This is a genomic window from Alkalihalobacillus trypoxylicola (assembly GCF_001590785.1).
In the GTDB taxonomy this organism is placed as follows: Bacteria; Bacillota; Bacilli; order Bacillales; family Bacillaceae_D; genus Alkalihalobacillus; species Alkalihalobacillus trypoxylicola.
This window is the reverse complement of the sequence record NZ_LTAO01000036.1, coordinates 192533-217418: the sequence shown is the minus strand read 5'-3', so window position 1 is coordinate 217418 and position 24886 is coordinate 192533. Positions and strand designations below refer to the sequence as shown.

Genomic DNA, 24886 nt, shown 5'->3' with positions numbered 1-24886 from the left:
ATCCTATATTTCTTGATATTCATTCTGTTTTCCATATTATCTAGTTTTGAGAGAATTCTCTCAACAATTGAAGTCTATTTGACAAAGAGAAGCAAGAAGATCGAGGCAGCAACATGACCGAAAGAATGGAACGTATCCACATACGTGACATGACGGAGGAAATGCAGCTAATAAAGAGATTCGCCGCTGATCTGAGTTCAAACATTTGGCAAAGAGAAGCAAGTCATCCGAGGCAACCATCAACTGAAAGAATGGAGCGTATCCATATACGTGACATGACTGAAGGAGAGCCGTTAACGAAGAAGGACGCCGCTAATCTGCAGCCAAAAAAATAGTCTGGTGGCGATAGCGAAGAGGTCACACCCGTTCCCATGCCGAACACGGCCGTTAAGCTCTTCAGCGCCAATGGTAGTTGGGGGCTTCCCCCTGCAAGAGTAGGACGTTGCCAGGCGATTTAAATATTCCACAGTAGCTCAGTGGTAGAGCAATCGGCTGTTAACCGATCGGTCGTAGGTTCGAGTCCTACCTGTGGAGCCATTGTTCGGAGAGCTGTCCGAGTTGGCCGAAGGAGCACGATTGGAAATCGTGTAGGCGGTGTAGAACCGTCTCGAGGGTTCGAATCCCTCGCTCTCCGCCAGAAACCAACTTATTGTACATAATCCATATAAATGGCCCGTTGGTCAAGCGGTTAAGACACCGCCCTTTCACGGCGGTAACACGGGTTCGAATCCCGTACGGGTCACCATAATTTTAAAACATATTCTTTTTATAAAAAAAGACTGTTTTGCGAAGAAAAGCAAAAAGGTCGAAGAACACGAGTTTTTGAGAGAAGGAGCGTACTCCGTACGTGACTGAATGAAAATAAAGAAGTGAGCGAAGAAATTCGCCACAAGAAAAAGACTGTTTTGCGAAGAAAAGCAAGAAGGTCGAAGAGCACGAGTTTTTGAAAGAGGGAGCGTACTACGTACGTGACTGATTGAAAATAAAGAAGTGGACGAAGAGATTCGCCGCCCGCTTATCTGAAGCAAAAAATGGAGGATTAGCTCAGCTGGGAGAGCACCTGCCTTACAAGCAGGGGGTCGGCGGTTCGATCCCGTCATCCTCCACCATATATAATGTTTTTATAAAACAACATCTATTACTTTATAACGTCGCGGGGTGGAGCAACGAGCCATTCATCATGAATAAGCTCCAAGTAACATCGACGCATAAGCAACAAAGTAAGACGAGAAGAGAAAGATGTCTCTTCTTAGAAAATAACAACATCTATTACTATATAACGTCGCGGGGTGGAGCAGTCTGGTAGCTCGTCGGGCTCATAACCCGAAGGTCGGTGGTTCAAATCCGCCCCCCGCAATTTGGTCCGGTAGTTCAGTTGGTTAGAATGCCTGCCTGTCACGCAGGAGGTCGCGGGTTCGAGTCCCGTCCGGACCGCCATTTTAATAAGGCTTGGTAGCTCAGTCGGTAGAGCAATGGACTGAAAATCCATGTGTCGGCGGTTCGATTCCGTCCCAAGCCACCATTTTTATGCCGGCCTAGCTCAATTGGTAGAGCAACTGACTTGTAATCAGTAGGTTGGGGGTTCAAGTCCTCTGGCCGGCACTCTTAAAAAAATATTGATTTTTATCCAATCGTATTGTATTATAGAAATTGTTCGTTTGGAGGGGTAGCGAAGTGGCTAAACGCGGCGGACTGTAAATCCGCTCCCTCAGGGTTCGGCGGTTCGAATCCGTCCCCCTCCACCATTCTGATAGGGGCATAGTTTAACGGTAGAACGAAGGTCTCCAAAACCTTTGGTGTGGGTTCGATTCCTACTGCCCCTGCCAAATTTTCTGAAATACAACTTATATGGCGGCTGTGGTGAAGTGGTTAACACATCGGATTGTGATTCCGACATTGCGTGGGTTCGATTCCCATCAGCCGCCCCATTAAATTATGATTGTTGGGCTATGGCCAAGCGGTAAGGCAACGGATTTTGATTCCGTCATGCGTTGGTTCGAATCCAGCTAGCCCAGCCATAATGCGGAAGTAGTTCAGTGGTAGAACACCACCTTGCCAAGGTGGGGGTCGCGGGTTCGAATCCCGTCTTCCGCTCCAAGTTGGCGGCATAGCCAAGTGGTAAGGCACGGGTCTGCAAAACCTTTACCCCCGGTTCAAATCCGGGTGCCGCCTCCAACGTGTTTAATAAAAAATCTGCCAAAAACAATTTGCCGGGGTGGTGGAATTGGCAGACACACAGGACTTAAAATCCTGCGGTAGGTGACTACCGTGCCGGTTCAAGTCCGGCCCTCGGCACCATCATATGCGCCCTTAGCTCAGCTGGATAGAGTGTTTGACTACGAATCAAAAGGTCGGGAGTTCGAATCTCTCAGGGCGCGCCATTTTTCAAAACGATATCAAATGATAATCGTTTTTTTGTTTTTTATAATTTAAGTAATGAGGTATATGAATAAGATTATATTTAGTCTTCAAATAAATGAGCTTGGTTTTGATAGATTGATAGTTGTGTTATGATATGAGTTAGATGTAATTTACCAAATTTTCGATAAATAACTTAAACAAAGGGGTTTTTAGATGTATATCGTCACTTCAACTGTTGAAGTACCGAAAGAGAAGACCGATGAAGTTATTAGCATATATCGTAATCGTTCGAAGTTGGTAGACACCGTAAAGGGCTTTAAATCGTTTCACCTTTTACAAAATGATAAAAAAAAGCACGAGTTAACCGTCCATATGATATGGGAGTCAAAAGAGTCTTTTTTATCATGGGTTAGAAGTGATCAATTTAAAAAAATACATGAGCTAGAGAAAAATTATCCGGACCAAGAATTAGCCAATATTGTTCCAAAGGTTACACAATATTCTGTGGTTGCAACATGAATAGTTCCAATAAAGAAAAGGTTGTTTCTCTAGTGGTAAAAGAAATATATGAAGAGTTTCCGTTTCTTTGGGAAAAGTATGGTGAACACGGTTGGGAAAGAACAAAAGAGGATAATTATCATCATTTGAAGTATTTAGAAACGGCTTTTCAATTAAAAGATGAAACCCATTTTGTTGAATACGCATTATGGTTAAATAATATACTCACAACTCGTGGAATGAGTACAAATATTATTATAGATAATTTTGAACGACTTGCCTTTCATTTACCAAGTTATACATCATCAGAAGAAAAGAAAGCGTTTTTAAGCTATATAAATGAAGCTAACATTGCTTTGAATAAGTCAAACCATAAATGAGGTGTTTATGTGAATGAACACAGTAAGGACTTGGCAGATCATTTGTTAAAGGGAAATGAAAAGGAAGCAATGAAGCTAATTAATACCTATCAATGTAAATACCCTGGTATTTCGATATTCGAAGATCTCATTACACCTGCCATGTATTATATTGGAGAGTTGTGGGAGCACAATAAAATATCAGTGGCAGATGAACATTTAGCGACTGCTGTGTGTGATATGATTATTTCACAGTTATCTATTTTAAGTGAAGGAACTGAATCTAATCAGAAAATCATGCTTTTAGGCTTAGAAGAAGAACAACATTATTTAGGTCTTAGAATGGTAGGAATCGTTTTTAAAAAGCATGGTTGGGATGTTAAATATTTAGGCCCTAATTTACCATTAGGCCATATGTTAAATTTTATCGACGTGTGGAAGCCCGATGTAGTTGGTGTGTCGGTTGCCTTACCTTATCGTTTGCCGACTTTGATAAAGTATGTAGAGTCATTAGAGGAATTGCATTCTCCTCCACAAATATTAGTTGGTGGGAGAATGGCCGAGAAAATTGCAAGAATTGATCATATCCAATCTGATTATCTTCATATTATGAATAATTTAACGATGGTAGAAAATTGGATACAAGAAAGAAATACAGAAACTCGGGAGGAAAAAGAGTTTAATGGGATTTCAACTAAATAGTCATCTACCTCTTCCTAGTTATACATTAAATCACAAGTATGATGTTGTGGATTGCTCCAAGGAAGCCATTGATAAGTTTGGACAAATTGAAAATATCATAGATATTGTGGAAGAGGGAAGCATAAACAAATTAAATGCTTGGGTACGACCAGATTTTCAAAAAATGTCGATAGAAATTAATATGATTAATAGAGAAGGTAAGATGGAATTAGTGACCCTCTATGCAGCTTGGCAATCTAATAATATCGTACATGCTATTATATTAGAGCAAGAGGAGCAGATATCCGAAATCAGTACTTCTTTAAGTCTATTAAGGAAAAGATTGAATGAGACGAATATAGAGCTACTGCAAGAAAAAGAGAAATTAGAAACTCTAATCGAAGATAATGACCGACTGTCGGCCCCTGTAATTAGGTTAACACCTCAATTTGTGATGATTCCTCTATTCGGAATTTTGACAGAATCTAAAATGAATCACTTACATCAGAAAGTACTTTTTGATTTATATGAGGAATCGCCAGAGCATGTTTTATTTGATTTCACAGCGGTCGGAGATATAGAAGATGAGGGCTTACAAAGTCTAGAAGTACTATTACAATCTATTTCTCTAATGGGGATGAAAATCTATTTTGTCAGCATAAATCAAACGATATCTCGTAAGCTCCACTCTCTTTCTTTTCAAAAATGGGATGTTCAATTCATCAGTTCAGTTCATGCTGCAATGAAAAATCTCTTAAAGAAATAAATGATATTTATTCTACCATTTAAAATGAATTGACATTTATGAGTTACTAATGATAAACTAGTTCTTGTCAGTTCAGTCTATGACTTTGCTTTTAAAGTCATTTATTATGCCGATGTGGCGGAATTGGCAGACGCGCACGACTCAAAATCGTGTTCCTTCGGGAGTGTCGGTTCGACCCCGACCATCGGTATTATGTCACTGCTCGTCAATGCAGTGAAATTAACGTTTCTTACACTTTGTAAGGAGCGTTTTTTCTTTATATGTTGATAATTGCCTAATTATAAACCAAAAAAACACAGACAATCATATATTCATCAACATGCTAAAATTACAAGGAATTAACCGCTCATTAAGCGAAATATGACTCACTATGAACTAAACAGTCTTTGTAAAAATGAATCGTATTATTCAGGAGGTAAATTAATGTACAGCATAGTCACAGAAGGTAGGGTACAAATAAAATCTAGATTGACAGATGAAGAGGTACATGAATTACTAAATTATAAGGCGCTAGAAGTCATACAATTTCAAAGTGAAATAGAACATAATACCATTCAGAAATTGAACGATATTTTATTTTCTGTACGTGATGACATCGTATTACGTTTGTTTGGTTTTACTAATTCAAAATGTGATGTTAGTTTTCTTAAAAAACTTCCTAACTTATCCCGACTCTATTTAGAGTGTTATGAGATGGTTGAAAATTTAGAGGCGATTACTTCTTTAAAGAAATTGAAAGAATTAAGCCTTAGTATTTATGGTAATGAAAGTTTTGATATTTTATCCAAAATTCCAGATACATTGGAAGAGTTAGTATTGGATGAAACAAAATCTAAGAAACCTGATTTAACCGTCCTTGAAAGATTTAAAAAGCTTCGCGAACTCGTTATTGTAGGACATACTAAGAATATTAAGGCTTTAGGAAAGTTAGAAAATCTTGAATGTGTAACTTTAACTTCAGTTACAACAAAAAATTTAGAATTTTTATTCCCTTTAAAAAAACTGTGGAACTTGACTATTCATTATGGTGGTATTAAGAACTTTTCAGCAATTGAGGGAATGAACAATATTAAATATTTAGAGTTATCTGAAATAAGAGGATTAGCTGACATTTCTTTTGTATCAACTTTACTAGGACTTCAATATCTTTCTCTTCAAAACTTACGAAACATTGAAGCATTACCACCTTTGAATAACTTAAATAATTTAAAGAAAGTAGCTTTAAATAATATGAAGGGTCTTAAAGAGATTGAGAGTTTAGGTTATGCTCCATCTTTAGTTGAATTTACACATTGGTCAGCAAGAAATATGAATGTAGAAGATTATGTTCCACTATTAAGAAACACTTCATTAGATAGAGTTTCGGTAGGATTTGGAAGTAATAAAAAGAATTTTCAGTTTGAGAATTTAGTAGAAGAATATGGGAAAACTACAGATATTTTATGGCATGATATTAACCATTTCAATGAACTTACAAATAATTAAAAATAGAATTGTAGTTTGTTAAGGTTATATCATTAAGAATAGTGGTATTTTCCGTTATTTACTGTTTTTAAAGCTGTTTAAAGATAGTATAAAACGTGAACCGATTATAACAACTTATATGAATTACATTTTGTAATAAATACTTTATATATTGTAAGAAATAAATTACAATTCTCTTAGAGGTGGTAGGATTGTTACAAAATAAATTAGTCGTTTTCCGAGCAGAGAAGGGATGGACTCAAGAACAGCTGGCAAAAAAAGTCGGTGTTAGTCGCCAAACTATTGCAACTCTTGAGAAAAACAAATATAACCCCTCACTTATTCTAGCTTTTAAAATTGCACATGCATTTGAGAAGCCATTAACGGACGTTTTTGATTATGAGGAGGAGATATAGTAATGATAGTATTAAAAATTTTGTTTATAGTTGTGATATTCCTTAGTCAGATGTATATTTTGAGATTTCATTCTAGTGATGAGGCAAAAGATGAAAGAGGGAAAGAAATAAAGTATAAAACCAACAATATGCTATTTAATTTCTTATATTTAGGTGTTATTTTATTGATTGTACTCCATTTACTTGAAATGGTTTCAACTCAATATCTTCCTGATATATTGTTATATTTTACACTTTTCTTGAGTGTTTTCGGAAGCGTGTTTCTCTATATCAATAAGAACAAGCCTAATTATTAAGTATCATATAATATGAAATATTTCAGTTTTCTCGTTTTTAGTTAAAACCATTCCTATTTTTGCGAGCTTAAGTGAAAGAATTCATAGGTTCTAATGAGGAACGATACATAGAATACCTTCTTTTAAAGCGTTACTTAGGTATTTTAAACCTTATAATACGATTAAACAAAAATCTAAAGTCTAATTTCTCCTTTTTTATAGTGAGTGATTGGGCTTTTTCATATGCTCTTACTTGAATCGATTTCATCATTCATATTTTATAATAAAAACTGAACGATTTGATTTTTGATTTTCACTTTAGGTAGATGCTTTCCCAAGGGCTTGTCTTTAGCTAACTCTGACTACGCAGAGCTTCGTCAGAGTGGATCTTTCAAAGCTGTGCTGATCCTTTGGGAGTCACTACATAAATGTCGGTTATATATGAGAAGAGACTCTCTTTTATCTACTAGATGATTTTAAGAGATTACAGTTTGCTAAAGAAAACATTAGAGGCTTGTTCGACAGCTTTTTTTACCCCTTCGCTGCAATGGCTTTTTTGAAAGGCCTCTTCTAATTGGCGTGCCTGAAATCCATTTTCCCCTCGCAACCCTTCCTGGGCATCGTAAAAATAGATGAAACCAGACCAAGCCAGTATTTCTGCGCCCAAGTTTCCATGACCACAATTTGCTTTAAAAGATTCTTCTTTTTCAGTGAGTAATTCAGCCAATCCATCGACTGTTTTGCTCCTTTGATCAGAGAATATGTTACTCCATTCGTTACGAGCGCTTTTATAAAACTCCGCTACATGGTCGCGACCATAAAATAAATCAATTATTGTGTACTTTGCCATAACGCACATCACCTTTTCATTAAAACTCTATTTTTTATAAAGAAAGACCTACATGGATTAATTTTACAATATTAAGTATAACAAAGGATCGAACTAGGAGGTTACTATTAAAGTTAGAAAACTTGTAAAAAAGATATTATTCTTTCTCTTTTTTCATTTCAACTTCAATCATTTCCCGTCTCTTTTTTCATAACCGCTAAAAAAACTCATTCTCTTTATATGATAAAATGGTTTGAATAGAAACGTTGTGTGAATGAAATGTGCAAGTATTTGGAGGGAAATGAATGTTAACGGAACAACTGGCTGAGGCAATTGTACAACGAACCATGTCAATTATAGATGTAAATGTGAATGTAATGGATAAGACAGGAACGATTCTCGCTTCGGGTGATGTGTTTAGAATTGGACAGTTACATGATGGTGCGCGTGAAGTTATGGAGCGAAAGGACCCTGTTGAAATCGATAGCAAGGATGTTGAGCATTGGGGTGGGTCTTTGCCAGGGATTAATATGCCAATTCGATTTCGAGATGAAATTGTTGGTGTAATTGGGATTACAGGTGAGCCAAATTTGATAAGAGGTTATTCGCAACTTGTTCAAATGGGCGCAGAGCTAACATTAGAGCAAGCTTTTTTAACGAGAGAGATTGAGCGCAATGAGCGACTGCGAGATGATGTTATTTCTCATTTATTGCTAGGAACCGATAAGGATCAAGATTATATAAAAGAAAGAGCTCAGTCCTTGAACATTGATACCGGCGCAACGTATGCGGTCATTTTGATTTCAGTTCCATATCGAAGAGAGCTTTACTCGGTCAGAAAACTGGAGCGATTGATACAGTCATGGATGAAGCAAGGAGATGAGCTAGTAAAGCTATATACGAATCAGTTTATAATTTTAAAAAGAAAAAAAGCAACTCCTATAGATGATGAAAAGCTGAAAAACTTTTTAAAAGAAAAGCTAGACCATGTTGGAGCTACTGATGTGACGATCGCTCTAGGGACGTACGAAGTAGGGGTCGAGGGCTGGAGAAAATCTTTTAAGAATGCGCAAAAAATCGTTGAAGCGGCGAAAGTGCTTTATCCTCAAGGTGGGGTTTGGAGTGAGAAAGATTTAGGATTATCGCTACTATGCTATCAGTTTTTACAAGAAGCAAAAGAGGAGTCCTTTAAGATGAGTGAGCCATATCGGAGAATATTCAAAGAAAGTGACGGTCACGTATTGCATGAAACATTTGATATGTTTGTAAAAGAGAATGGAGAAATGGCTAAGACGGCAGACAGGCTTTTTATTCATCGAAATACGTTAGCTTATCGTTTGGAGAAGATTCACTTGATTACAGGGAAAAATCCGAAGAATCTGCAGGATTTAGTAGAGTTAACTCTTGGTCAGATGCTGTACAAATTATCAGTGTAATGGGCAAGTGACTAAAATAAACTAAAGAAATCGCTTTCTTTTTGTGCGGATGAATAATGATATTCGTATGGGTAGCGCTTACAATAGGTCTTATAAAAGAAGGATACGTCAATCTTTGGAGGGACGAACATGACAGAAGTAAGCGCTTTAGGTGCCATTGTTGGACTTGTAGTGGCCATTATAATGATATTAAAGAAGATACCTCCTGTTTATAGCTTGATTACTGGTGCTTTAACTGGTGGTCTTGTGGGTGGTGCAAACATAGTTGAAACCGTTGATTTAATGATTGGTGGTGCTCAAGGCATTATGCCTGCGGTGTTACGAATTTTAGCAGCGGGTGTTTTAGCAGGAGTATTAATTGAATCTGGTGCAGCGTCCAAGCTGGCTCAAACGATTGTTTCTATATTCGGTCAAAAAAAAGCATTGCTAGCACTAGCTCTTGCGACGATGCTTCTTACCTCAGTTGGTGTTTTTGTCGATGTTGCCGTCATAACGGTTGCACCGATTGCTTTAGTAATAGCCAAGCAAGCGAAGTTATCTCGAATGGCTATTTTAATTGCGATGGTTGGTGGAGGGAAGGCAGGAAATATTATGTCACCGAATCCCAACACCATTGCCATATCAGAAGCATTTGACGTATCGTTAACATCAGTAATGGCTGCAGGAATTATTCCAGCGATTTTCGGGGTAACGGTTACTTATTTTATTTCAAAGCGAATTTCAACAAAGGGTACAGTCATTGATGGAAGTGAAATTGAAAAAGAAGCAGAAGGTGAACTTCCATCTTTTTGGACGGCAGCGCTCGCTCCCATTGTTGCGATACTTTTGCTTGTTTTACGTCCTTTATTTGATATTAATGTTGACCCAATGATTGCCCTACCTGCTGGTGGTTTAGTTGGAGCGCTTGTGATGGGAAAATGGCGTCAAACAAATCATTTTATAAAAAGTGGCTTAGGAAAAATGGCCCCAGTTGCTGTTCTATTAATTGGTACAGGGGCAGTCGCTGGAATCATTACCAATTCAACGCTTGATGTTGCTTTAATTGGAATGCTAGAAAGCTTAGGTTTACCCGCATTTGCCCTTGCTCCTGTATCGGGGATTTTCATGTCAGCAGCAACGGCATCGACTACAGCTGGTTCTGCGGTAGCAAGTAGTGTATTTGGAGGAGCGATTATTGAATCTGGTGTAGCTGGTTTAGCAGGTGCAGCAATGGTTCATGCTGGTGCAACTGTGCTTGACCACATGCCACATGGTAGCTTTTTTCACGCAACAGCTGGTAGTGTTGGGATGCAAATACAAGAGCGCTTGAAATTAATTCCTTATGAAACATTAGTAGGACTTACGATGGCAATTGTGTCGACGTTAGTTTATGGAGTGTTTCAATGGTTTTTATAAAGAAGGGAGGAGAGAACCATGAGTATTAAGAAAATTGTCATTGCACCTGATTCTTTTAAAGAAAGTATGACAGCCAAACAGGCGGCAGAGGCAGTAAAAAGAGGATTTGAATCTATTTATAAAGGATCCGTAAGTTATGAATTAATTCCTATGGCAGATGGGGGAGAAGGAACAACCCAATCATTAGCTGATTCCCTTCAAGGTTCACTTCATGAAAGAGAAGTAACAGGACCACTTGGAGACAAAGTAATCGCTACGTATGCGATATCGGGTGATGGTGCAACAGCAATCATTGAAATGGCAGAGGCTTCAGGTCTTGCATTAGTTTCTCCTCAAGATCGAAATCCATTAAAAACGACCACATACGGAACGGGAGAATTAATTAAGGCAGCTCTTGAACATGGTGTATCCAATATCATTCTAGGTATTGGTGGAAGTGCTACGAATGATGGAGGTGCTGGAATGATTGAAGCGCTCGGTGGAAGACTGTATACGAAAAATAAGCAGCTTGTAACAAAAGGTGGCGCAGCGCTTCAAGACCTGATTGAAATGGATTTAACAGCCTTAGATTCACGTTTGAAAAAAGTGAATGTTCTAGTTGCCTGTGATGTGGATAATCCATTACTAGGACCAAGTGGTGCAAGTGCGATTTATGGACCGCAAAAAGGAGCCACCCCGAAGATGGTGAAGCAACTTGACCAAGCTTTAGAGAATTTTCATAATGTGATGGAAAAAGCAACTGGAAAAGATGTGAAAAGCCTACCAGGTTCAGGTGCTGCCGGTGGAATAGGTGCAGGGCTGCTAGCTTGTTTAGGAGCAACTCTGAAACCAGGTATTGATATCGTTTTAGAACAAACCAATTTCGCCGAGCGTGTCGCGAATGCGGATTTAGTCATAACAGGAGAAGGCAAAATCGATAATCAAACCATCTATGGAAAAACTCCGATTGGCGTAGCAAAAGCAGCAAAAAAACATAGCGAAGCGACCGTAATCGCCTTATGCGGAACACTAGGCAACGGGCATGAATCAGTTTTTGAGCATGGAATAGATGCGGCCTTTAGCATTGTGCAAGGTCCATGTAATATAGAGGAAGCAATTCAACAAGGTCCAGTGAACGTCGAAGCGACGGCACGAAATATTGCACAAGTGATGAAAATGCTAGAGAAATAGGAGCGAGTTTTATACAAATAAAAATAAAGAAAACGAATTTCACTCATCTTTTATCAAAATAATTCCGTTAATGCCAATGCTATCTTTTTGAAGAGCATTGGCTTTCTTTAATAAAAAAAGAAGAGTGGATAACGCTGAAAAAGAAGGACATTAGTAATCATTTGGAGAATGTTTCTTAGTGTGATGTATTAGCAAATACGGCAAGTGTTAGATTAGTTCATGATAAAAGGATTGGTGATCATTAGTGAAGTATAGACGCGTTGGAAACAGTGGAATAAAAGTAAGCGAGATTGGTCTTGGTAGCTGGCTTACATATGGAACAGCATCAGAGCAAGCCGCAGCGGATGCATGTATTTCAACAGCTTTTGACTGTGGGATTAATTTTTTCGATACAGCCAACGCTTACAATAGAGGGGCTGGTGAAGAAGCAATCGGTGCCGCTCTTAAGCCCTATAGTCGGTCAAGTTATGTTCTTTCTACCAAAGTGTTCTTTCCAATGGGAGACGGTCCAAATGACCGAGGGTTATCGAGAAAACATATAATCGAGCAATGTGAGGCTAGCTTGAAACGACTTGGTGTGGACTATATCGACATCTACTTTTGTCATCGTTATGATGATCAATCACCGACTGAAGAGACACTAAGGGCACTTCATGATCTCGTTACACAAGGGAAGATTCTGTATGCTGGTGTTAGTGAATGGAGTGCTACCCAAATTACGGAGGCTGCTGGTATTAGTAAAAGGTTGAATCTTCACCCGATCATTTCGAATCAACCGATTTATAATATGTTTGAACGTTATATTGAAAACGAAGTACTAAAGGTTAGTGGTGAAGAAGGGCTTGGGCAAATTGTATTTTCACCGCTTGCACAAGGGATTTTAACAGGTAAATATAAACCAGGAGTCCAAATCCCGAAAAATAGCCGAGCTGCCAATGATAGCGTCAATGGAGTCATTAATAGCTATCTTCAAGAAAATGTGTTGAACTGTGTACAGAATCTAGAGAGTGTAGCACAACAGCTTGGTATTTCTTTAGCGCAGCTTTCATTAGCTTGGGTACTACGTCAACCAGGAGTCAGCTCTGCATTAATCGGGGCAAGCAGACCTGAACAGATTGAAGAAAACGTAAAGGCGGTTCAAGTCGAACTACACAGTGATGTCATTGAGGAAATTGAGACAATATTAAAGCAGGTGGAAGGCTTTGCACCCCTGAGGTAATTGAAAAACAAGCCTATGAAAAAGTACCTCATGGATACTTATGTTTCATAGAATGAGACTGGGACAAAATCTATTCTTAAATCATTGCACTAGAGAAACTTGAAATAATGTGTAATGGATGTAAACATAAATAACGAACCATGAACCCTCCTTACTGTGAAAGGAGGGGACTTTTGATCGGGTAGATTCCCTACGAAAGAAGTAAGTTAGCGGACACAAGACACGGAGACTCCAGTGTGAAGTAGTGGCCATGCCGAAATCCACTTTTTAAAAAAAGTTAGTTCGGCGTCCATCCCACCGGACGCGAAGTGACTTGTGGTAGCGATCATGCGGTGACCGAACATATGTGGAATCATTCATTCATGAGTATTGTCCCGCATAATTCCCCTAAACTAAAAGAACGACTATTCCTCGTATTCATGATGCTGATGTGTCTTACAGCCAAACAGATAGCATGACCCTGTACTATATGTTTCGAATTCTAATGGAGGAACATAGCCAGCTTTGATCACTTCTACCATGTTTTTGTATTGGTATAGCTCTTCTGTATACTCTTCCAATAACTCGTTCTTATCGGCTTCAGTCCAGTTTTCTTCTATTTCCTCAAGTTGAACATCTTTTATTTCTTCTTCCTTTATTTCAATCGCTTTCTGTATAACTTCATCTATTCGTGAGAATTGATTGGTTTTAAATAGACAATAAACAAAGCGACCGATCCAATTAGGTGTTTTCGCGTATTCATTGTACCCTTTCTCGAACCAATGAATCGCTTCTTCAAAGCAACGTAATTCAATATATAAATCTGCTACTTCGATTTCTCCTACAAAATCATCCGCTTTTTCGTTAAACGCATCCAGCTTCTCTTTAGCTTCTGTTGTTCGCCCTAGGTCAATCAAACATTTAATATGATAAAACATAACGATGTCCGAATCCTTTGCAGCCTGTAGGAAGTGTGCTGCGGCTTGCTCGAATTCTCCAAGATGATAATAAGCGACCGCTATATTATGGTGAGCTTCATTGGAGGAATTAATCGAAATCGACTTTTGTAATGCTACTATAGCTTTTTTCCAATGCTTCTGCTTTAAATAAATTTCACCAAGTATGTTATAAGGAAAGTGTGAGGAAGGAGTCATCTCAACAGCCTTCTTTATTAATTCAAGCGCTCTATCCGGTTTCTCTTCCTCATAAAGGTAAAACCAAGCCAGATTATTGAGCGATTGTACGTCTCTAGATTCCTTTACTGCTTGTTGAAAAAGCTCCAATGCTTTCTCGGATTCATTTTGTTCAAACATTTCAATGGCTTTTTGATTAATATTCACGTATATATCTCCTAATAAAAGTAATCAACCACTATTTCAACGAACTTCTTCATTAGAAAAAGCCTGTATTTAATTATACCATTATTTAGCAAGTGAGTACTTATGGGCATTGAACAATCCTACATTCAAATCATCTCTTTAAAAATTTACTATATAGAAATAGGAAAATTGAGCTATATCAGAGATTGTAAAAATTTGTTAAGCTAAAAATGTAAGCGTTTTCTTACTTTGGTAAATGGAGGTGAATAAGGCTTTTTATTAAAAAATTAAATGGGGAAAGGGTGTTGAAAAAGTGAATAAAAAAACGTATTTTTTTATTGTGCTTGGGTTGATGGTTTCTTTATTCTTAGTAGGATTTGAAAAAGTAGAAGCATCGTCTATTCTAATGAATAGTGAACAACCTCTCGGCTATGCCTCTATGAATGGTGGTACAACTGGAGGACAAGGTGGACGAGTTGAATATGCGAGTACAGGCGCGCAAATCCAACAGTTGATTAATGACAGAAGCCGCAGCAATAACCCAGATGAACCACTCACCATCTACGTAACAGGTAAAATTACTCTTCAAAACTCCTCATCAGACAAAATCGAAGTTAAAAATCCACGTGGACAAGCTCATGAAATACGTAATATCTCAATCATCGGACAAGGGACAAGTGGTGAATTTGACGGAATTGGTCTCCGCTTAATTAATGCACAAAATGTCATTGTTCAAAATTTATCCATTCACCATGTACTAGCAAGCTCAGGAGAAGGAACATCGATTGAAGTAACAGAAGGAAGTAAAAACATTTGGATTGACCACAACGAATTTTACAGCCAATTTCAAGGAAACAACAATTCTGATCTCTACGATGGACTTGTTGATATCAAACGAAATTCAGAGTATGTAACGGTATCCTGGAATAAATTCGAGGACCACTGGAAAACAATGCTCGTTGGTCACACAGATAATGCCTCTCTAGCACCAGACAAAATCACTTACCATCATAATTATTTCCACAACTTGAATTCAAGAGTCCCACTCATTCGATATGCTGACGTTCATATGGTCAACAACTATTTCAAAGACATCCAAGACACCGCGATTAACAGTCGAATGGGCGCAAGAGTCTTTGTTCAAAACAATTATTTTGATAATGTTGGCTCCGGTCAAAACGACCCAACAACAGGCCATATTAAAACAGCAGTCGGCTGGTATTACGGTAGCTCACAAACAGGCTATTGGAATCTAACTGGAAATCAATTCATCAACACGCCGAACAGTCATTTAACCTCAACTACGAATTTCACACCTCCTTATTCATTCAATGCACAATCCGCAAATGATGCCCGACAAGCAGTCGAACAAAACTCAGGAACAGGCATCGTGAATTAAAAATAGAAGACGACGACCACCGTGCCTCTTCGTTTGAGGTAGGGTGGTTGTTTTTAGTGTTTAATTTTGTAACATACCCTTCCTAGGAGAACGATTAAAAAAAATATAGCATATGAACCGAGAACTTCCCAAAAAATATAAAATTCCAAATTCTATGAAAAACATAATCACATAATTTCTCAAATGATGTGTGAACCAGAACAAAGGTTTATTCTAAAGTATTCCGCTACAGTTACTATTTAGGTCTGCCAAAAAATTTAAAAAGAATGAGAAAAAACAAACTCATAAGTCTCTTTATGGAAGAGGCAGAAGTTTCAACAGTTCGTTCTTTTGTCTATTCAGTATTAAAGGAACGAAAAAGTGATTCTTATAATTCATTGATGGTGAATTGAAGATGATGATTAATGGCCATTTCTATTGTTTTTTGGTGGGTTAACACTTCATCTAGTTTTTGTGAACATCTTAATAATAACTAGAGACCTTTTGGAAAAAGGTTATTTTAGAGGAGAAAAAGAAGAATATATTTAGCACTCTCTTCTTTTTGAGAGTGCCTTTTTTACTTGAATTCTTTAAAAGATTAGATGAAGAAGATAAAACGTAGCCACCGATCATCAACTTAATTTTCCCTTGTAACGTTTTTTTGACAAACCAGGAAATTGCTTATGAATGACTGTGATTTTGAAGGGTGCGAGAAGGATAACGACAAAAGCCCGTGCAATAACACAGATGGTGGTTTTCAGTGATTATTAGCTTGTATTGATTTAAGATGCATAATGAAACAGGTGATGATGATAACTGAACCGTTCACGAAGGCAATCTTAAATGGAAATTCATCAGTGGTTGCTCGTAGTCCAGGGAAGAGGGCAAATGGAAGGTTCAAAGCTTCATTTATCTCTGTTGTGGTACCTATATTATCGTTGTTTTATGGAAAATTATAATCAAAAGAAAGCATTTTAATGACAAAGGAGATTTGTAATAATGAGAAAAAAAATTAAAGCTTTATTGTTTGATTTTACTAAAGATCATTTGGCTGCACATGAAGCAGGGAAAGTACATATGACTTCTGGAGAAAACGTTTTAAAAGATATAATGATTCAATTCGAAAACGGTGAATGCAGTGATTCTCCCTTTGTTGAGTTAATTGAAATAGAACCTAAAGCTGGTAGCTATGATCTTATTAGAAATGAACAAATGAGTCATATTATTGGGATAGATGAACATAATCTTTGTTTTTATCCTATTTATACTCGTACTTTCAAAAAAAATCGCTCATTCACGAGAGCACTTTTGAGTAAAGGAGCTAGAGGGGAATTTATGATTCTAGCAAATAACGAAATGTTTGAAGGGGTTAACCCTGTATTTGAGATACGTTTTAAATACTATGATAATCGGGCGGAGCAATGGAAATGGTCATCTTGGCAAGCGATAGCTGGTAAATTTATTGTTGCTCAGACTTATAAATTTGGTCCAGGAGGAATAGCGGAGGTTTATAGTTCACTAACTGAAAAGGAAATAGAAACGTTTAAACAAGACTTTCAAATTCGATATAGTGGTTCAAGTATAGTAGAGCTTGGGATCGAGAATTCACTACCTCGAATTATGAATGATCCTTTTAATGGAGATTTTAGAAAAGTGATAGATCCAAACACTTTTCAGATCCTATTTGATTCACAAATCATTCAAGAGGTTTCAAGTGAGAAGAGTTACGAAATCTGGAAATCATTCGAAGAACGTTATACATAATGCGATAGAAAAGAAAGGCGCCAACAAGCGTTCACATAAATTATTTCTCTATAGGTCAAAAAAGGACCATACCCTCATGTTATGATTTGCTCATGAAAAAAATTGATAACTAATTAGTTTACAGGAGGGTTTATATGAGAGATAAAAGAAATCATTCAATCGACAACAAAACGGCGTATTATCCATTTATTGTTTCTGAAAGAGATAGTGAAGGTAAAGTGCAATTTTCCCAACTTAAAACGAGAATGCATGGTGTTGGAATTTATACCGATGGCCCTATTGTTTCAAAATTATTTAACTCTGAAGATGAGGGTGGGGTTAAGCAAGGAACTACGGTGTATGAAATTCGAGTTAAAAGTAACTCTGGCGATTGGCAGGATTGGCAGGCCATTGTTGGAGACGTCAATATCGTACCTTTTCTTGAATGGCAATTAGAAAATCATGTAGATGATTTATTTGAAGAAGGTAAAAAGAAATTTCAAAGTCATTTTGAAATGAGGGTTAGTGGAATACTTTGGCGTTCACTTTTCGGCGAGATTACGATAATTGATGAAGAATCAGAATTGGTTAAGCGCGTTAATCCATTCACACTTAAAATTGAGTATCGCTCTGATTTAGACAATAATTGTAACCCGTTTGAGGAACAGATTGCGGAACAGATGCGCTTCAGGAAGAAATACTTTGCCTATGGTAACCGCTTGTAATCTGTCTTGCTCTGATTAAAAGAAAGCATTAAGTTTCCGTCTCTCCTCGTAAAGAGGGGAGAGAGAGGAGGAGAAATGGAAAATACGATCCTTAAAAAGAAGAATTCACTTATTTTCATACTGGATATTTTGAAAACATATAGCGATGCAGACAGTCCACTAACGATTGCAAAAATCGAAGAACTATTGCTAGCAAAATATGAATTGAAAGTAGGCAGAAAAGCAATAAAGCGTAATTTGGAAAATTTATTAGAGCTCGGATATGAGATCGAATATGATGTACAAAATAGGAAAGGAAAAAATGGAGAAGACGAGGAAATAAAAACGAACTGGTATTTGATAAGAGATTTTTCAGATTCTGAATTAAGGCTCATTATAGAAAGTTTGCTATTCTCCAAATACATAGCTGATAAGCACAAGAAAGAGTTAATCGGGAAGATCGAAAGGCTTTCTAATGAAAAATTTAAATCAAGGATCAAGCATGTTAAAACGGTAACGGATCATTCGCTGGATAGCAAGGAATTGTTTCATACCATTGAAATAGTAGATGAAGCCATAGCTGAAAACAAACAAATTCAATTTCGATATAATTTTTACATGACTGATAAAAAGAAATATAACTATAAGAATGCTGCTGGTCAGCCGAGGAAGTATGTCGTCAGCCCTTATTATATTGCCTTTTTCAATAACCGATATTATTTAATCTGTAATCATAAAAACAATGATGAGTTATACAACTATCGACTTGACCGAATAACCGATATTTGCATGTTAGAAAATGAAGTAAGAAAACCTATAACAGAACTAAATGGCTTTAGAGAAGGATTTGATTTATCTACATATATGTCGGAACATTTATATATGTTTTCTGGTGAAGTGGCTCCAGTGACGTTTAAGATAAAGAAACAGTATGTTGGGGATGTTATAGACTGGTTTGGTAAAGAAGTACATTTTTTTAATGAAACGAATGAAGAGGTAACGGTTAGTACGAGAAGAGTTAACTTACATGCAATGAAAATATGGGCAGTACAATATGGAGCAAATGTGCAAGTGCTGAAACCGCAAAAATTAATAGACAAGGTAAAAAAAGATTTACAACAAGCATTAAGAAACTATGACAATGCTCCTAATTAAGGTGTGACTTTTTTAGCCCTAATCTGAAAATAAAACAAAAAAGGAATGAACATATGACAATGGATAAGCAAGATTGTATGGAGTTGATTCAATCTTTTATCGATGAGATATTAGATGGTGATATACAGAATTTCTATCATTATGATTTAGACGAGTTAAGTAACGATGAGAAGTATGGAGCTTATGACCCCGACAATTCAAGGATTGCCAATACAATTTATGTTGTCTTATGGGGTGATAACGTACCGAATCTGACATTTAACAATTTAGGCAGCGGAGAATTGTACCGTGGCGATACGATGAACTCTTTTAATACGCTGATGGGCAAGCCCAATGCAGACGGCACAAGCTTCTTAGGAGTTCAGAAGTATACTAATGATCCAACCATTATAAACCTAGCAAAGGAGTACCATAAAAAATATCATACACTGGGGAACATGATGGTCCTTCCTAATAATCGAGTTGACTCGGCAAGAACAACTTTAAATTTACTTAGGGGTGGCGGGCCTTGGTTTGATTATTTTGATTTATTTCTAGCAGACACAAAAAATATAATGGAAGGAACAAACATAAGTAATATAGATAGCAGATTACAAGAATTAGTGAAATTAAATCGTGATTTCTTTGATTGTTTCCAAGGAACAGAGGGGTTTAAACAGTTAAGCAAGATGTTCTATTTAGATAAGTATGTTGATGTACAGTCTTTAAAAGTACGCGATGTATTTACTCCACATGCTCGTCATTGGCCGGTCAGATATAGTGAAGAAGAATATAGTGAAATTGTAGCTGCTTATATCAAGAAAGCTACAGAAATCATTGACTATCGTTGTGGTCGCATGATTGAGGCATTGGAAAAAGCGATTGCTTAGTACGCTCCTTTCTAAGGAATTTCCTAACATACATCATTTGTTGGAGGGGTTATCTTGACAGCTCAAAAAAGTTTAAGAGTTTGTGAAAAGGGACATAAGTATTTTAAAAGTAGTGAATGTCCAAATTGTCCTACCTGTGATAAAGAGAATAAACCTAAAAGTGACTTCTTTTCGAAACTCAGTTCACCTGCAAGGAATGCATTGCTTCACGAAGGGGTTGACACTTTGAAAGAACTGTCAATGTTCACTGAAAAAGAAATTTTAAAAATCTATGGAATTGGACCTGCTTCCTTACCTATTATGAGACATTTATTAGAAGAAGAAGGATTAGCGTTTAAAAATTAAATTAATTACAAAACTAGCTCAGAAATCTAAGCTAGTTTACTTACCGTTTCACTTGCAAATGCACGCTCCATATATATGGATAGTCTCTTAATTCCCCTACATTTCCCCCATCAACTAAATGGGCGCAAGAGTCTTTGTTCAAAACAATTATTTTGATAATGTTGGCTCCGGTCAAAACGACCCAACAACAGGTCATATTAAAACAGCAGTCGGTTGGTATTACGGTAGCCCACAAACAGGTTATTGGAATCTAACTGGGAATCAATTCATCAACACGCCGAACAGTCATTTAACCTCAACTACGAATTTCACACCTCCTTATTCATTCAATGCACAATCCGCAAATGAAGCCCGACAAGCAGTCGAACAAAAACTCAGGAACAGGCATTGTGAATTAAAAATAGAAGACGACGACCACCGTGCCTCTTCGTTTGAGGTAGGGTGGTTGTTTTGATGTTTTTAGAAAAAACGAAGATTGCTCGCTTACTCTAGATAAGCTACAATGATTGGTAGAGTGGGATTATTTTCTAATTTTTGTTTAAAAGATATGAATAAAAAATTGTATCAACAATAGAAAAGGGAAACCGTTTAAATGTTGAAGTTGTCATTTTCTTAATTATTTTAGTAGCAATAAATGTGAATGCTTTTTTTATGTTCTTTGTGTTTATGTCGAATGCGATTTATTTAAGGGTAAAAAGGGAGGAGTAGTCTATAGACTATGCCTTTGGATATACAGTAAAACGTTTAAGGAATGGAAGCCAAATTATTTGAAAGCAGGTTATGTTAATGCTTAATCTTACATATTATCAATCTCTTTTTAATGAAAATAATACGGAAAGCCGCTGCCGAAAAATACTTGACGAAGTTTCGCCGGTTAGTAAACGGCTAATTGAACGATTTGTTGAAAACATAGGCTTGACCATCGGAGACGAGTATGTAATTCGCAGTTATGATGAGACGCTTTCAACTACATACTATGACGCTCGCAATCCGACATATGCAGAGCAGAAAAGAAATTCAAATATTGGGCGTAAATATTGGGTGGGCATTTATAGGAATGTTGATGGGAAGGAGTATAATTTATTAACACTTGAGTTTAATGGGATTGCTCGGAATATTTTTATTCATACAGAGCATAAATTTGTATTATTTTGGGCATGGATTAAAAACAATAAAATGGACCAAGTCTTAGCGACGATCCCTTCTACTTATACCCTTTCTGCTGGAAAAATGGAAAAAGAAATCATTGAGAAAGAACGATTTATTTCTTTTGTAAAAGGGTGTATTAAACAAAGAAAGCGACCTCCTGTTCAAGTAGGTTTAAGTCAATCTTTAGAAGGCCAGATGGACGATAATGTAGTAGTTGATAAGCTTGTTGAAGCGTGGGGACAATTAGTAAATTTCCGTAAGTATGTAGATACAAATATAGACCTTTCAAGAAAAGCATATGAAGCTTTAATGGTCTTGGCAGAAGCTCGATATATCAAAGAAACGCACTTATTAGGTAGGGATTATAAAGTTGAACTTTCAGCTTTAGAAGATTATAAAGATGGAAAAAGACAGGCCTTTCATATTTATGATGGTGAACAGCTTGTCACAAAAGGTTCCTTAAGTTATTTAGAGTATCATGATAAGAATTCTCCTTTTCCTACGATTATGGTTCCGCTAGAAGGACATAACCATATTTTTACTAGTTCAAAAGAAATTATTGGTGCAAACACTCAAGAATGGTGGATAACAAAAGTATTTTCGACTCAAAGTTTAAACAATCAAGAAGTGATGTCGAAAGCGATGCAGTTACTTAAGGAACATCAAATTCAAGTGAAAGACAATACATATTATGTGGGAAGTTATCATAACGAAACACAATCGTTTGTTGAAGAAAGAGAAATAGTAAAGAAAAATTTCATCAATGCTGCTCTTTTATTTGCTCATGCGAGTCAAAAAATCGAGTTGCCAACGAATGAAGAGGAATCGAGTAAAGGGAATGAAAGCGAGCCGGTATTTGAAGGGATGGAGCCGAATTTCCATTTCCAAGAAATCTATCAGCAAATAGAAGATAGTCAGTTTACTTTTTCAAAAGAAATTATAAGAGATTTACATCTTAACCTCACCGCATTAGACGATAAACATTTTGTACTTTTAAGTGGAATATCAGGGACAGGTAAAACACAGCTTTGCAGGTTGTACGCAAATGCGGTTTATGGACTTGATTATGAAAGTGAGAATCCTTATTTCACGATTATTCCTGTACGTCCTGATTGGACAGATGCAAGTGCGTTATTTGGTTACTATAGTTCTTTTGAAAAGAGATATGTAAAAACAGAATTCTTAAACGTGATTCTTAATGCTTTAAAAGAGCGTGAAAAACCACATTTTATTTTGCTTGATGAAATGAATCTAGCACGAGTCGAATATTATTTAAGTGATTATTTGAGTGCTGTGGAATCAAGAAAAGAAATTCCTCTTCATCAAGATGAAGCAGTGACAGATGTACCAAAAAAACTAATGATACCGCCAAACGTGTATATTTTGGGGACTATAAATGTTGATGAAACCACACATTCAATTTCCGACAAAGTCTTAGACCGAGCATTTGTGATGATGTTATCTGATGTTGATTTTGATGCGTATTGGGAGCGTATGGACCAAGAATTAAAAACAACGATTCATAAGGAATTCAACATGTTAATAAAATTACACGGTTTATTAATTGATTGCGAGCTTCACTTCGGTTATCGAACGATGGGGGAAATGGTGCAAAAGCTTTATGCGAACGCTCAACTTCCTGAAGAATACCAAATGGATCCCATGGATGCTTTAGACCGAGTTATATCAGAAAAGATCCTAACAAAAATTCGAGGTGATGAACGAATTTCTGAAATGTTGGCTAAATTGGAACATTGGTTAAAACAGAACTTAGAAAAAACAACCATTTCGCTTACTTTCATCAAGCGTATGCAAGAGGAGTTGGAGTTTTATGGAGCCACTCAATTCTGGAGATAATCTTCTGGAACTTTGGAGTAATGAACAAGGATGGATTCCTTTTTTGGAGGCCTATTTAACGGAAGCAACGGTATATTCATTGCGTCTTGTTGGAACTGATGTTGATGTACGTATTGAGGGAATCCCTTTGCCTTTCTATAAAGGAGAACAGGAAAATGAATTTTTAACTACATTTATTGCTCCGTTTCAAAGTGGAGCTCTTCATCTTTCCATTCATAATCAACGATATGAAACGTATATTTATCCGGATGAACGTAAGCTTACAGAAGAACAGTTCAACCAAATGCTAGAAGATATCTTAAATGAGGCAAATAGCTGCTTTCAACTAAGTGGATTAGAGAGGAATTTTGATACATCTGGCAGAGACCGTGAATTATCTTGGACCCAATGGAGCTATATTGAACGCTCATTTCATCACCTGAGACAAATTTTTTCACAAATCCACCAGCAACCATTTCGTCGATTGGAAAAGCAGCCACTTGTAATGAAAAGAGAGAAAGTTCATCGTTCAGAAAGAATGACGATGCAATGGTTAGACCAGAAGGGGCATGGGATAAATATACCGTTACACGTGAAAACAGTAAAAACCTTTGAAACAATAAATGTCTATGAGAACCAAGTATTAAAACAACAAGTACAGTATTTATTTCGACTTCTACGAAAATACGAGACAGTCGAACGAGAAGACATTCGTCGGAAAGCACAGAAGTATCGAATGATTGTGCAACGTTGGTTAAACACCCCTTTTCTCACTAAAATAACCGAAAATAAAGGACCTTATATGATTACGCAAAAATTTAGAAAACACCCTGTGTATCGTATATGGTATCAATGGTTTGACTCGTTAAACAAACAAAAACAAGCGGGCATTGGTTTTCAATATCCAATTTCATTAAAAGACACCTTTCAATTATATGAAATGTGGTGCTATATGAAAATTGTAAACATTGTCAGGGAAGCAGGATATGTTCTAAACACGAAAGAACTGTTTAAAACAACAAAGGACGGAATTTTCCTTAATCTTGCTGAAAATCTCGAGAGTCGAATTCAGTTAAAAAGGGGGATTTCTCTTTCATTCCAACGCTCTTATCAATACAATACGAAAACCTTTCATACATACACACAAAAGATGATCCCTGATATTGTAATAGAAGGAGAAACAGTACTGGTCATCTTTGACCCTAAATACCGTGTGCCAAATAACCTCGGAACTGCACTTGGTGAAATGCATAAATACCGCGACGGAATCATTCACAGAGAAACAGGCAAAAGGGCAGTCCAAGAGATATACATACTGACACCAACGAAAGATAAAAACAAAAACGAGATGAGATTCTTTCAAGAGCATTTTCAAGAAAATTATAGTATGGGAGCAATTACTATGTTACCAGGTGTTGAAGAAAAATGGTTAAGTGAGAAGATTATTGGGTGTTTGGAAAGAGTTGAGAAAATAGAATTACTTTAAAAGGGAGTAAGGGGTAATTTTTGTTTTCTAAATCTAGCTTTAAGGGTAATTATA

The 24886-nt window shown here is 36.9% G+C and carries 23 protein-coding genes, 17 tRNA genes and 1 rRNA gene; 39 read left to right on the top strand and 2 right to left on the bottom strand.

The features are described 5' to 3' along the window. Nucleotides 1-113 precede the first annotated feature (113 nt). The 26 genes from AZF04_RS17545 (at nt 114) to AZF04_RS17420 (ending at nt 6841) form a co-directional block, all read left to right on the top strand. The gene (locus tag AZF04_RS17545) at nt 114-335 is read left to right on the top strand and encodes a hypothetical protein (protein WP_061949877.1); all 222 of its coding nucleotides are present in this window, start codon (nt 114-116) and stop codon (nt 333-335) included. Continuing rightward, nucleotides 336-451 (top strand): 5S ribosomal RNA (gene rrf / locus AZF04_RS17540). Between the two features lie 11 nt (nt 452-462). Continuing rightward, nucleotides 463-537 (top strand) — tRNA-Asn (locus AZF04_RS17535). Nucleotides 538-543: 6 nt separating this feature from the next. After that, nucleotides 544-637 (top strand) — tRNA-Ser (locus AZF04_RS17530). Between the two features lie 33 nt (nt 638-670). Continuing rightward, nucleotides 671-745, top strand: a tRNA-Glu gene (locus AZF04_RS17525). A gap of 288 nt (nt 746-1033) precedes the next feature. Then, nucleotides 1034-1109, top strand: a tRNA-Val gene (locus tag AZF04_RS17520). Between the two features lie 174 nt (nt 1110-1283). Further along, nucleotides 1284-1357, top strand: a tRNA-Met gene (locus tag AZF04_RS17515). A 3-nt stretch (nt 1358-1360) separates the two neighbouring features. Further along, nucleotides 1361-1437, top strand: a tRNA-Asp gene (locus AZF04_RS17510). Nucleotides 1438-1446: 9 nt separating this feature from the next. Next, a tRNA-Phe gene (locus AZF04_RS17505) sits at nt 1447-1522 on the top strand. Nucleotides 1523-1529: 7 nt separating this feature from the next. Continuing rightward, nucleotides 1530-1602, top strand: a tRNA-Thr gene (locus tag AZF04_RS17500). A gap of 58 nt (nt 1603-1660) precedes the next feature. Next, nucleotides 1661-1745 (top strand) — tRNA-Tyr (locus AZF04_RS17495). 7 nt (nt 1746-1752) lie between these two features. Further along, nucleotides 1753-1826 (top strand) — tRNA-Trp (locus tag AZF04_RS17490). A 25-nt stretch (nt 1827-1851) separates the two neighbouring features. Further along, nucleotides 1852-1928, top strand: a tRNA-His gene (locus tag AZF04_RS17485). Between the two features lie 15 nt (nt 1929-1943). Continuing rightward, nucleotides 1944-2018, top strand: a tRNA-Gln gene (locus tag AZF04_RS17480). 4 nt (nt 2019-2022) lie between these two features. Next, a tRNA-Gly gene (locus AZF04_RS17475) sits at nt 2023-2097 on the top strand. A gap of 4 nt (nt 2098-2101) precedes the next feature. After that, nucleotides 2102-2175: transfer RNA gene (locus AZF04_RS17470), tRNA-Cys, on the top strand. A gap of 34 nt (nt 2176-2209) precedes the next feature. Then, nucleotides 2210-2298: transfer RNA gene (locus tag AZF04_RS17465), tRNA-Leu, on the top strand. A 6-nt stretch (nt 2299-2304) separates the two neighbouring features. Further along, a tRNA-Arg gene (locus AZF04_RS17460) sits at nt 2305-2381 on the top strand. Nucleotides 2382-2574: 193 nt separating this feature from the next. Continuing rightward, nucleotides 2575-2880, top strand: coding sequence for an antibiotic biosynthesis monooxygenase family protein (locus AZF04_RS17455; protein ID WP_061949876.1), 306 nt, complete (start codon nt 2575-2577; stop codon nt 2878-2880). After that, nucleotides 2877-3239 carry a hypothetical protein gene (locus AZF04_RS17450; RefSeq protein ID WP_061949875.1) on the top strand — a complete coding sequence of 121 codons (363 nt, stop codon included), beginning with the start codon at nt 2877-2879 and terminating at the stop codon, nt 3237-3239. The genes AZF04_RS17455 and AZF04_RS17450 overlap by 4 nt, the downstream gene beginning before the upstream one ends. Before the next feature lie 9 nt (nt 3240-3248). After that, nucleotides 3249-3920: a cobalamin B12-binding domain-containing protein gene (locus tag AZF04_RS17445; protein ID WP_064504216.1), complete on the top strand. Its 672-nt coding sequence runs from the start codon at nt 3249-3251 to the stop codon at nt 3918-3920. Then, nucleotides 3901-4665: an STAS domain-containing protein gene (locus tag AZF04_RS17440; RefSeq protein WP_061949874.1), complete on the top strand. Its 765-nt coding sequence runs from the start codon at nt 3901-3903 to the stop codon at nt 4663-4665. Before AZF04_RS17445 ends, AZF04_RS17440 begins: the two co-directional genes overlap by 20 nt. Before the next feature lie 108 nt (nt 4666-4773). Further along, nucleotides 4774-4855 (top strand) — tRNA-Leu (locus AZF04_RS17435). Nucleotides 4856-5088: 233 nt separating this feature from the next. After that, nucleotides 5089-6150 (top strand): leucine-rich repeat domain-containing protein, encoded by a 1062-nt coding sequence (locus AZF04_RS17430; RefSeq protein WP_061949873.1) that lies wholly within the window; start codon nt 5089-5091, stop codon nt 6148-6150. Nucleotides 6151-6341: 191 nt separating this feature from the next. Then, nucleotides 6342-6545, top strand: a complete 204-nt coding sequence (locus tag AZF04_RS17425; RefSeq protein WP_061949872.1) for a helix-turn-helix transcriptional regulator — start codon at nt 6342-6344, stop codon at nt 6543-6545. Nucleotides 6546-6547: 2 nt separating this feature from the next. After that, nucleotides 6548-6841 (top strand): hypothetical protein, encoded by a 294-nt coding sequence (locus tag AZF04_RS17420; RefSeq protein ID WP_061949871.1) that lies wholly within the window; start codon nt 6548-6550, stop codon nt 6839-6841. A 463-nt stretch (nt 6842-7304) separates the two neighbouring features. On the opposite strand, the gene AZF04_RS17415 is transcribed toward AZF04_RS17420, so the two are convergent. After that, a complete protein-coding gene (locus AZF04_RS17415; protein WP_061949870.1) occupies nt 7305-7670 on the bottom strand; it encodes a hypothetical protein in 366 nt (121 codons plus the stop codon). Between the two features lie 284 nt (nt 7671-7954). Between AZF04_RS17415 and AZF04_RS17410 the strand changes: the two genes are divergently transcribed. The 4 genes from AZF04_RS17410 (at nt 7955) to AZF04_RS17395 (ending at nt 12869) form a co-directional block, all read left to right on the top strand. Continuing rightward, nucleotides 7955-9085, top strand: a complete 1131-nt coding sequence (locus tag AZF04_RS17410; RefSeq protein ID WP_061949869.1) for a CdaR family transcriptional regulator — start codon at nt 7955-7957, stop codon at nt 9083-9085. A 129-nt stretch (nt 9086-9214) separates the two neighbouring features. Continuing rightward, nucleotides 9215-10480 carry a GntP family permease gene (locus AZF04_RS17405; RefSeq protein ID WP_061949868.1) on the top strand — a complete coding sequence of 422 codons (1266 nt, stop codon included), beginning with the start codon at nt 9215-9217 and terminating at the stop codon, nt 10478-10480. Nucleotides 10481-10498: 18 nt separating this feature from the next. Beyond that, a complete protein-coding gene (locus AZF04_RS17400) occupies nt 10499-11650 on the top strand; it encodes a glycerate kinase (RefSeq protein ID WP_061949867.1) in 1152 nt (383 codons plus the stop codon). Nucleotides 11651-11894: 244 nt separating this feature from the next. Beyond that, nucleotides 11895-12869, top strand: a complete 975-nt coding sequence (locus tag AZF04_RS17395) for an aldo/keto reductase family protein (RefSeq protein ID WP_061949866.1) — start codon at nt 11895-11897, stop codon at nt 12867-12869. Nucleotides 12870-13273: 404 nt separating this feature from the next. Here the strand turns inward: AZF04_RS17395 and AZF04_RS17390 are convergent, their stop codons facing one another. Next, nucleotides 13274-14188 carry a tetratricopeptide repeat protein gene (locus AZF04_RS17390; protein ID WP_061949865.1) on the bottom strand — a complete coding sequence of 305 codons (915 nt, stop codon included), beginning with the start codon at nt 14186-14188 and terminating at the stop codon, nt 13274-13276. Nucleotides 14189-14480: 292 nt separating this feature from the next. Here AZF04_RS17390 and AZF04_RS17385 point away from each other — a divergent pair, with 292 nt between their 5' ends. The 9 genes from AZF04_RS17385 (at nt 14481) to AZF04_RS17350 (ending at nt 24832) form a co-directional block, all read left to right on the top strand. After that, nucleotides 14481-15566 (top strand): pectate lyase family protein, encoded by a 1086-nt coding sequence (locus tag AZF04_RS17385; protein WP_061949864.1) that lies wholly within the window; start codon nt 14481-14483, stop codon nt 15564-15566. A 978-nt stretch (nt 15567-16544) separates the two neighbouring features. Further along, complete coding sequence (locus AZF04_RS17380) at nt 16545-17309, top strand: hypothetical protein (RefSeq protein ID WP_061949863.1); 765 nt, start codon at nt 16545-16547, stop codon at nt 17307-17309. Between the two features lie 134 nt (nt 17310-17443). Next, nucleotides 17444-18013, top strand: a complete 570-nt coding sequence (locus AZF04_RS17375) for a hypothetical protein (RefSeq protein WP_061949862.1) — start codon at nt 17444-17446, stop codon at nt 18011-18013. Between the two features lie 75 nt (nt 18014-18088). Continuing rightward, nucleotides 18089-19147 carry a helix-turn-helix transcriptional regulator gene (locus AZF04_RS17370; protein ID WP_061949861.1) on the top strand — a complete coding sequence of 353 codons (1059 nt, stop codon included), beginning with the start codon at nt 18089-18091 and terminating at the stop codon, nt 19145-19147. 53 nt (nt 19148-19200) lie between these two features. Beyond that, nucleotides 19201-20016, top strand: a complete 816-nt coding sequence (locus AZF04_RS17365) for a DUF6994 family protein (protein ID WP_061949860.1) — start codon at nt 19201-19203, stop codon at nt 20014-20016. Nucleotides 20017-20070: 54 nt separating this feature from the next. Continuing rightward, the gene (locus AZF04_RS17360; protein WP_061949859.1) at nt 20071-20361 is read left to right on the top strand and encodes an RNA polymerase alpha subunit C-terminal domain-containing protein; all 291 of its coding nucleotides are present in this window, start codon (nt 20071-20073) and stop codon (nt 20359-20361) included. A gap of 118 nt (nt 20362-20479) precedes the next feature. Continuing rightward, a complete protein-coding gene (locus tag AZF04_RS21040; protein WP_153017291.1) occupies nt 20480-20815 on the top strand; it encodes a hypothetical protein in 336 nt (111 codons plus the stop codon). Between the two features lie 332 nt (nt 20816-21147). Next, nucleotides 21148-23367 carry an McrB family protein gene (locus AZF04_RS17355; protein ID WP_061949858.1) on the top strand — a complete coding sequence of 740 codons (2220 nt, stop codon included), beginning with the start codon at nt 21148-21150 and terminating at the stop codon, nt 23365-23367. After that, nucleotides 23342-24832 carry a DUF2357 domain-containing protein gene (locus AZF04_RS17350; protein WP_061949857.1) on the top strand — a complete coding sequence of 497 codons (1491 nt, stop codon included), beginning with the start codon at nt 23342-23344 and terminating at the stop codon, nt 24830-24832. Before AZF04_RS17355 ends, AZF04_RS17350 begins: the two co-directional genes overlap by 26 nt. The last annotated feature ends 54 nt before the right edge of the window (nt 24833-24886 follow it).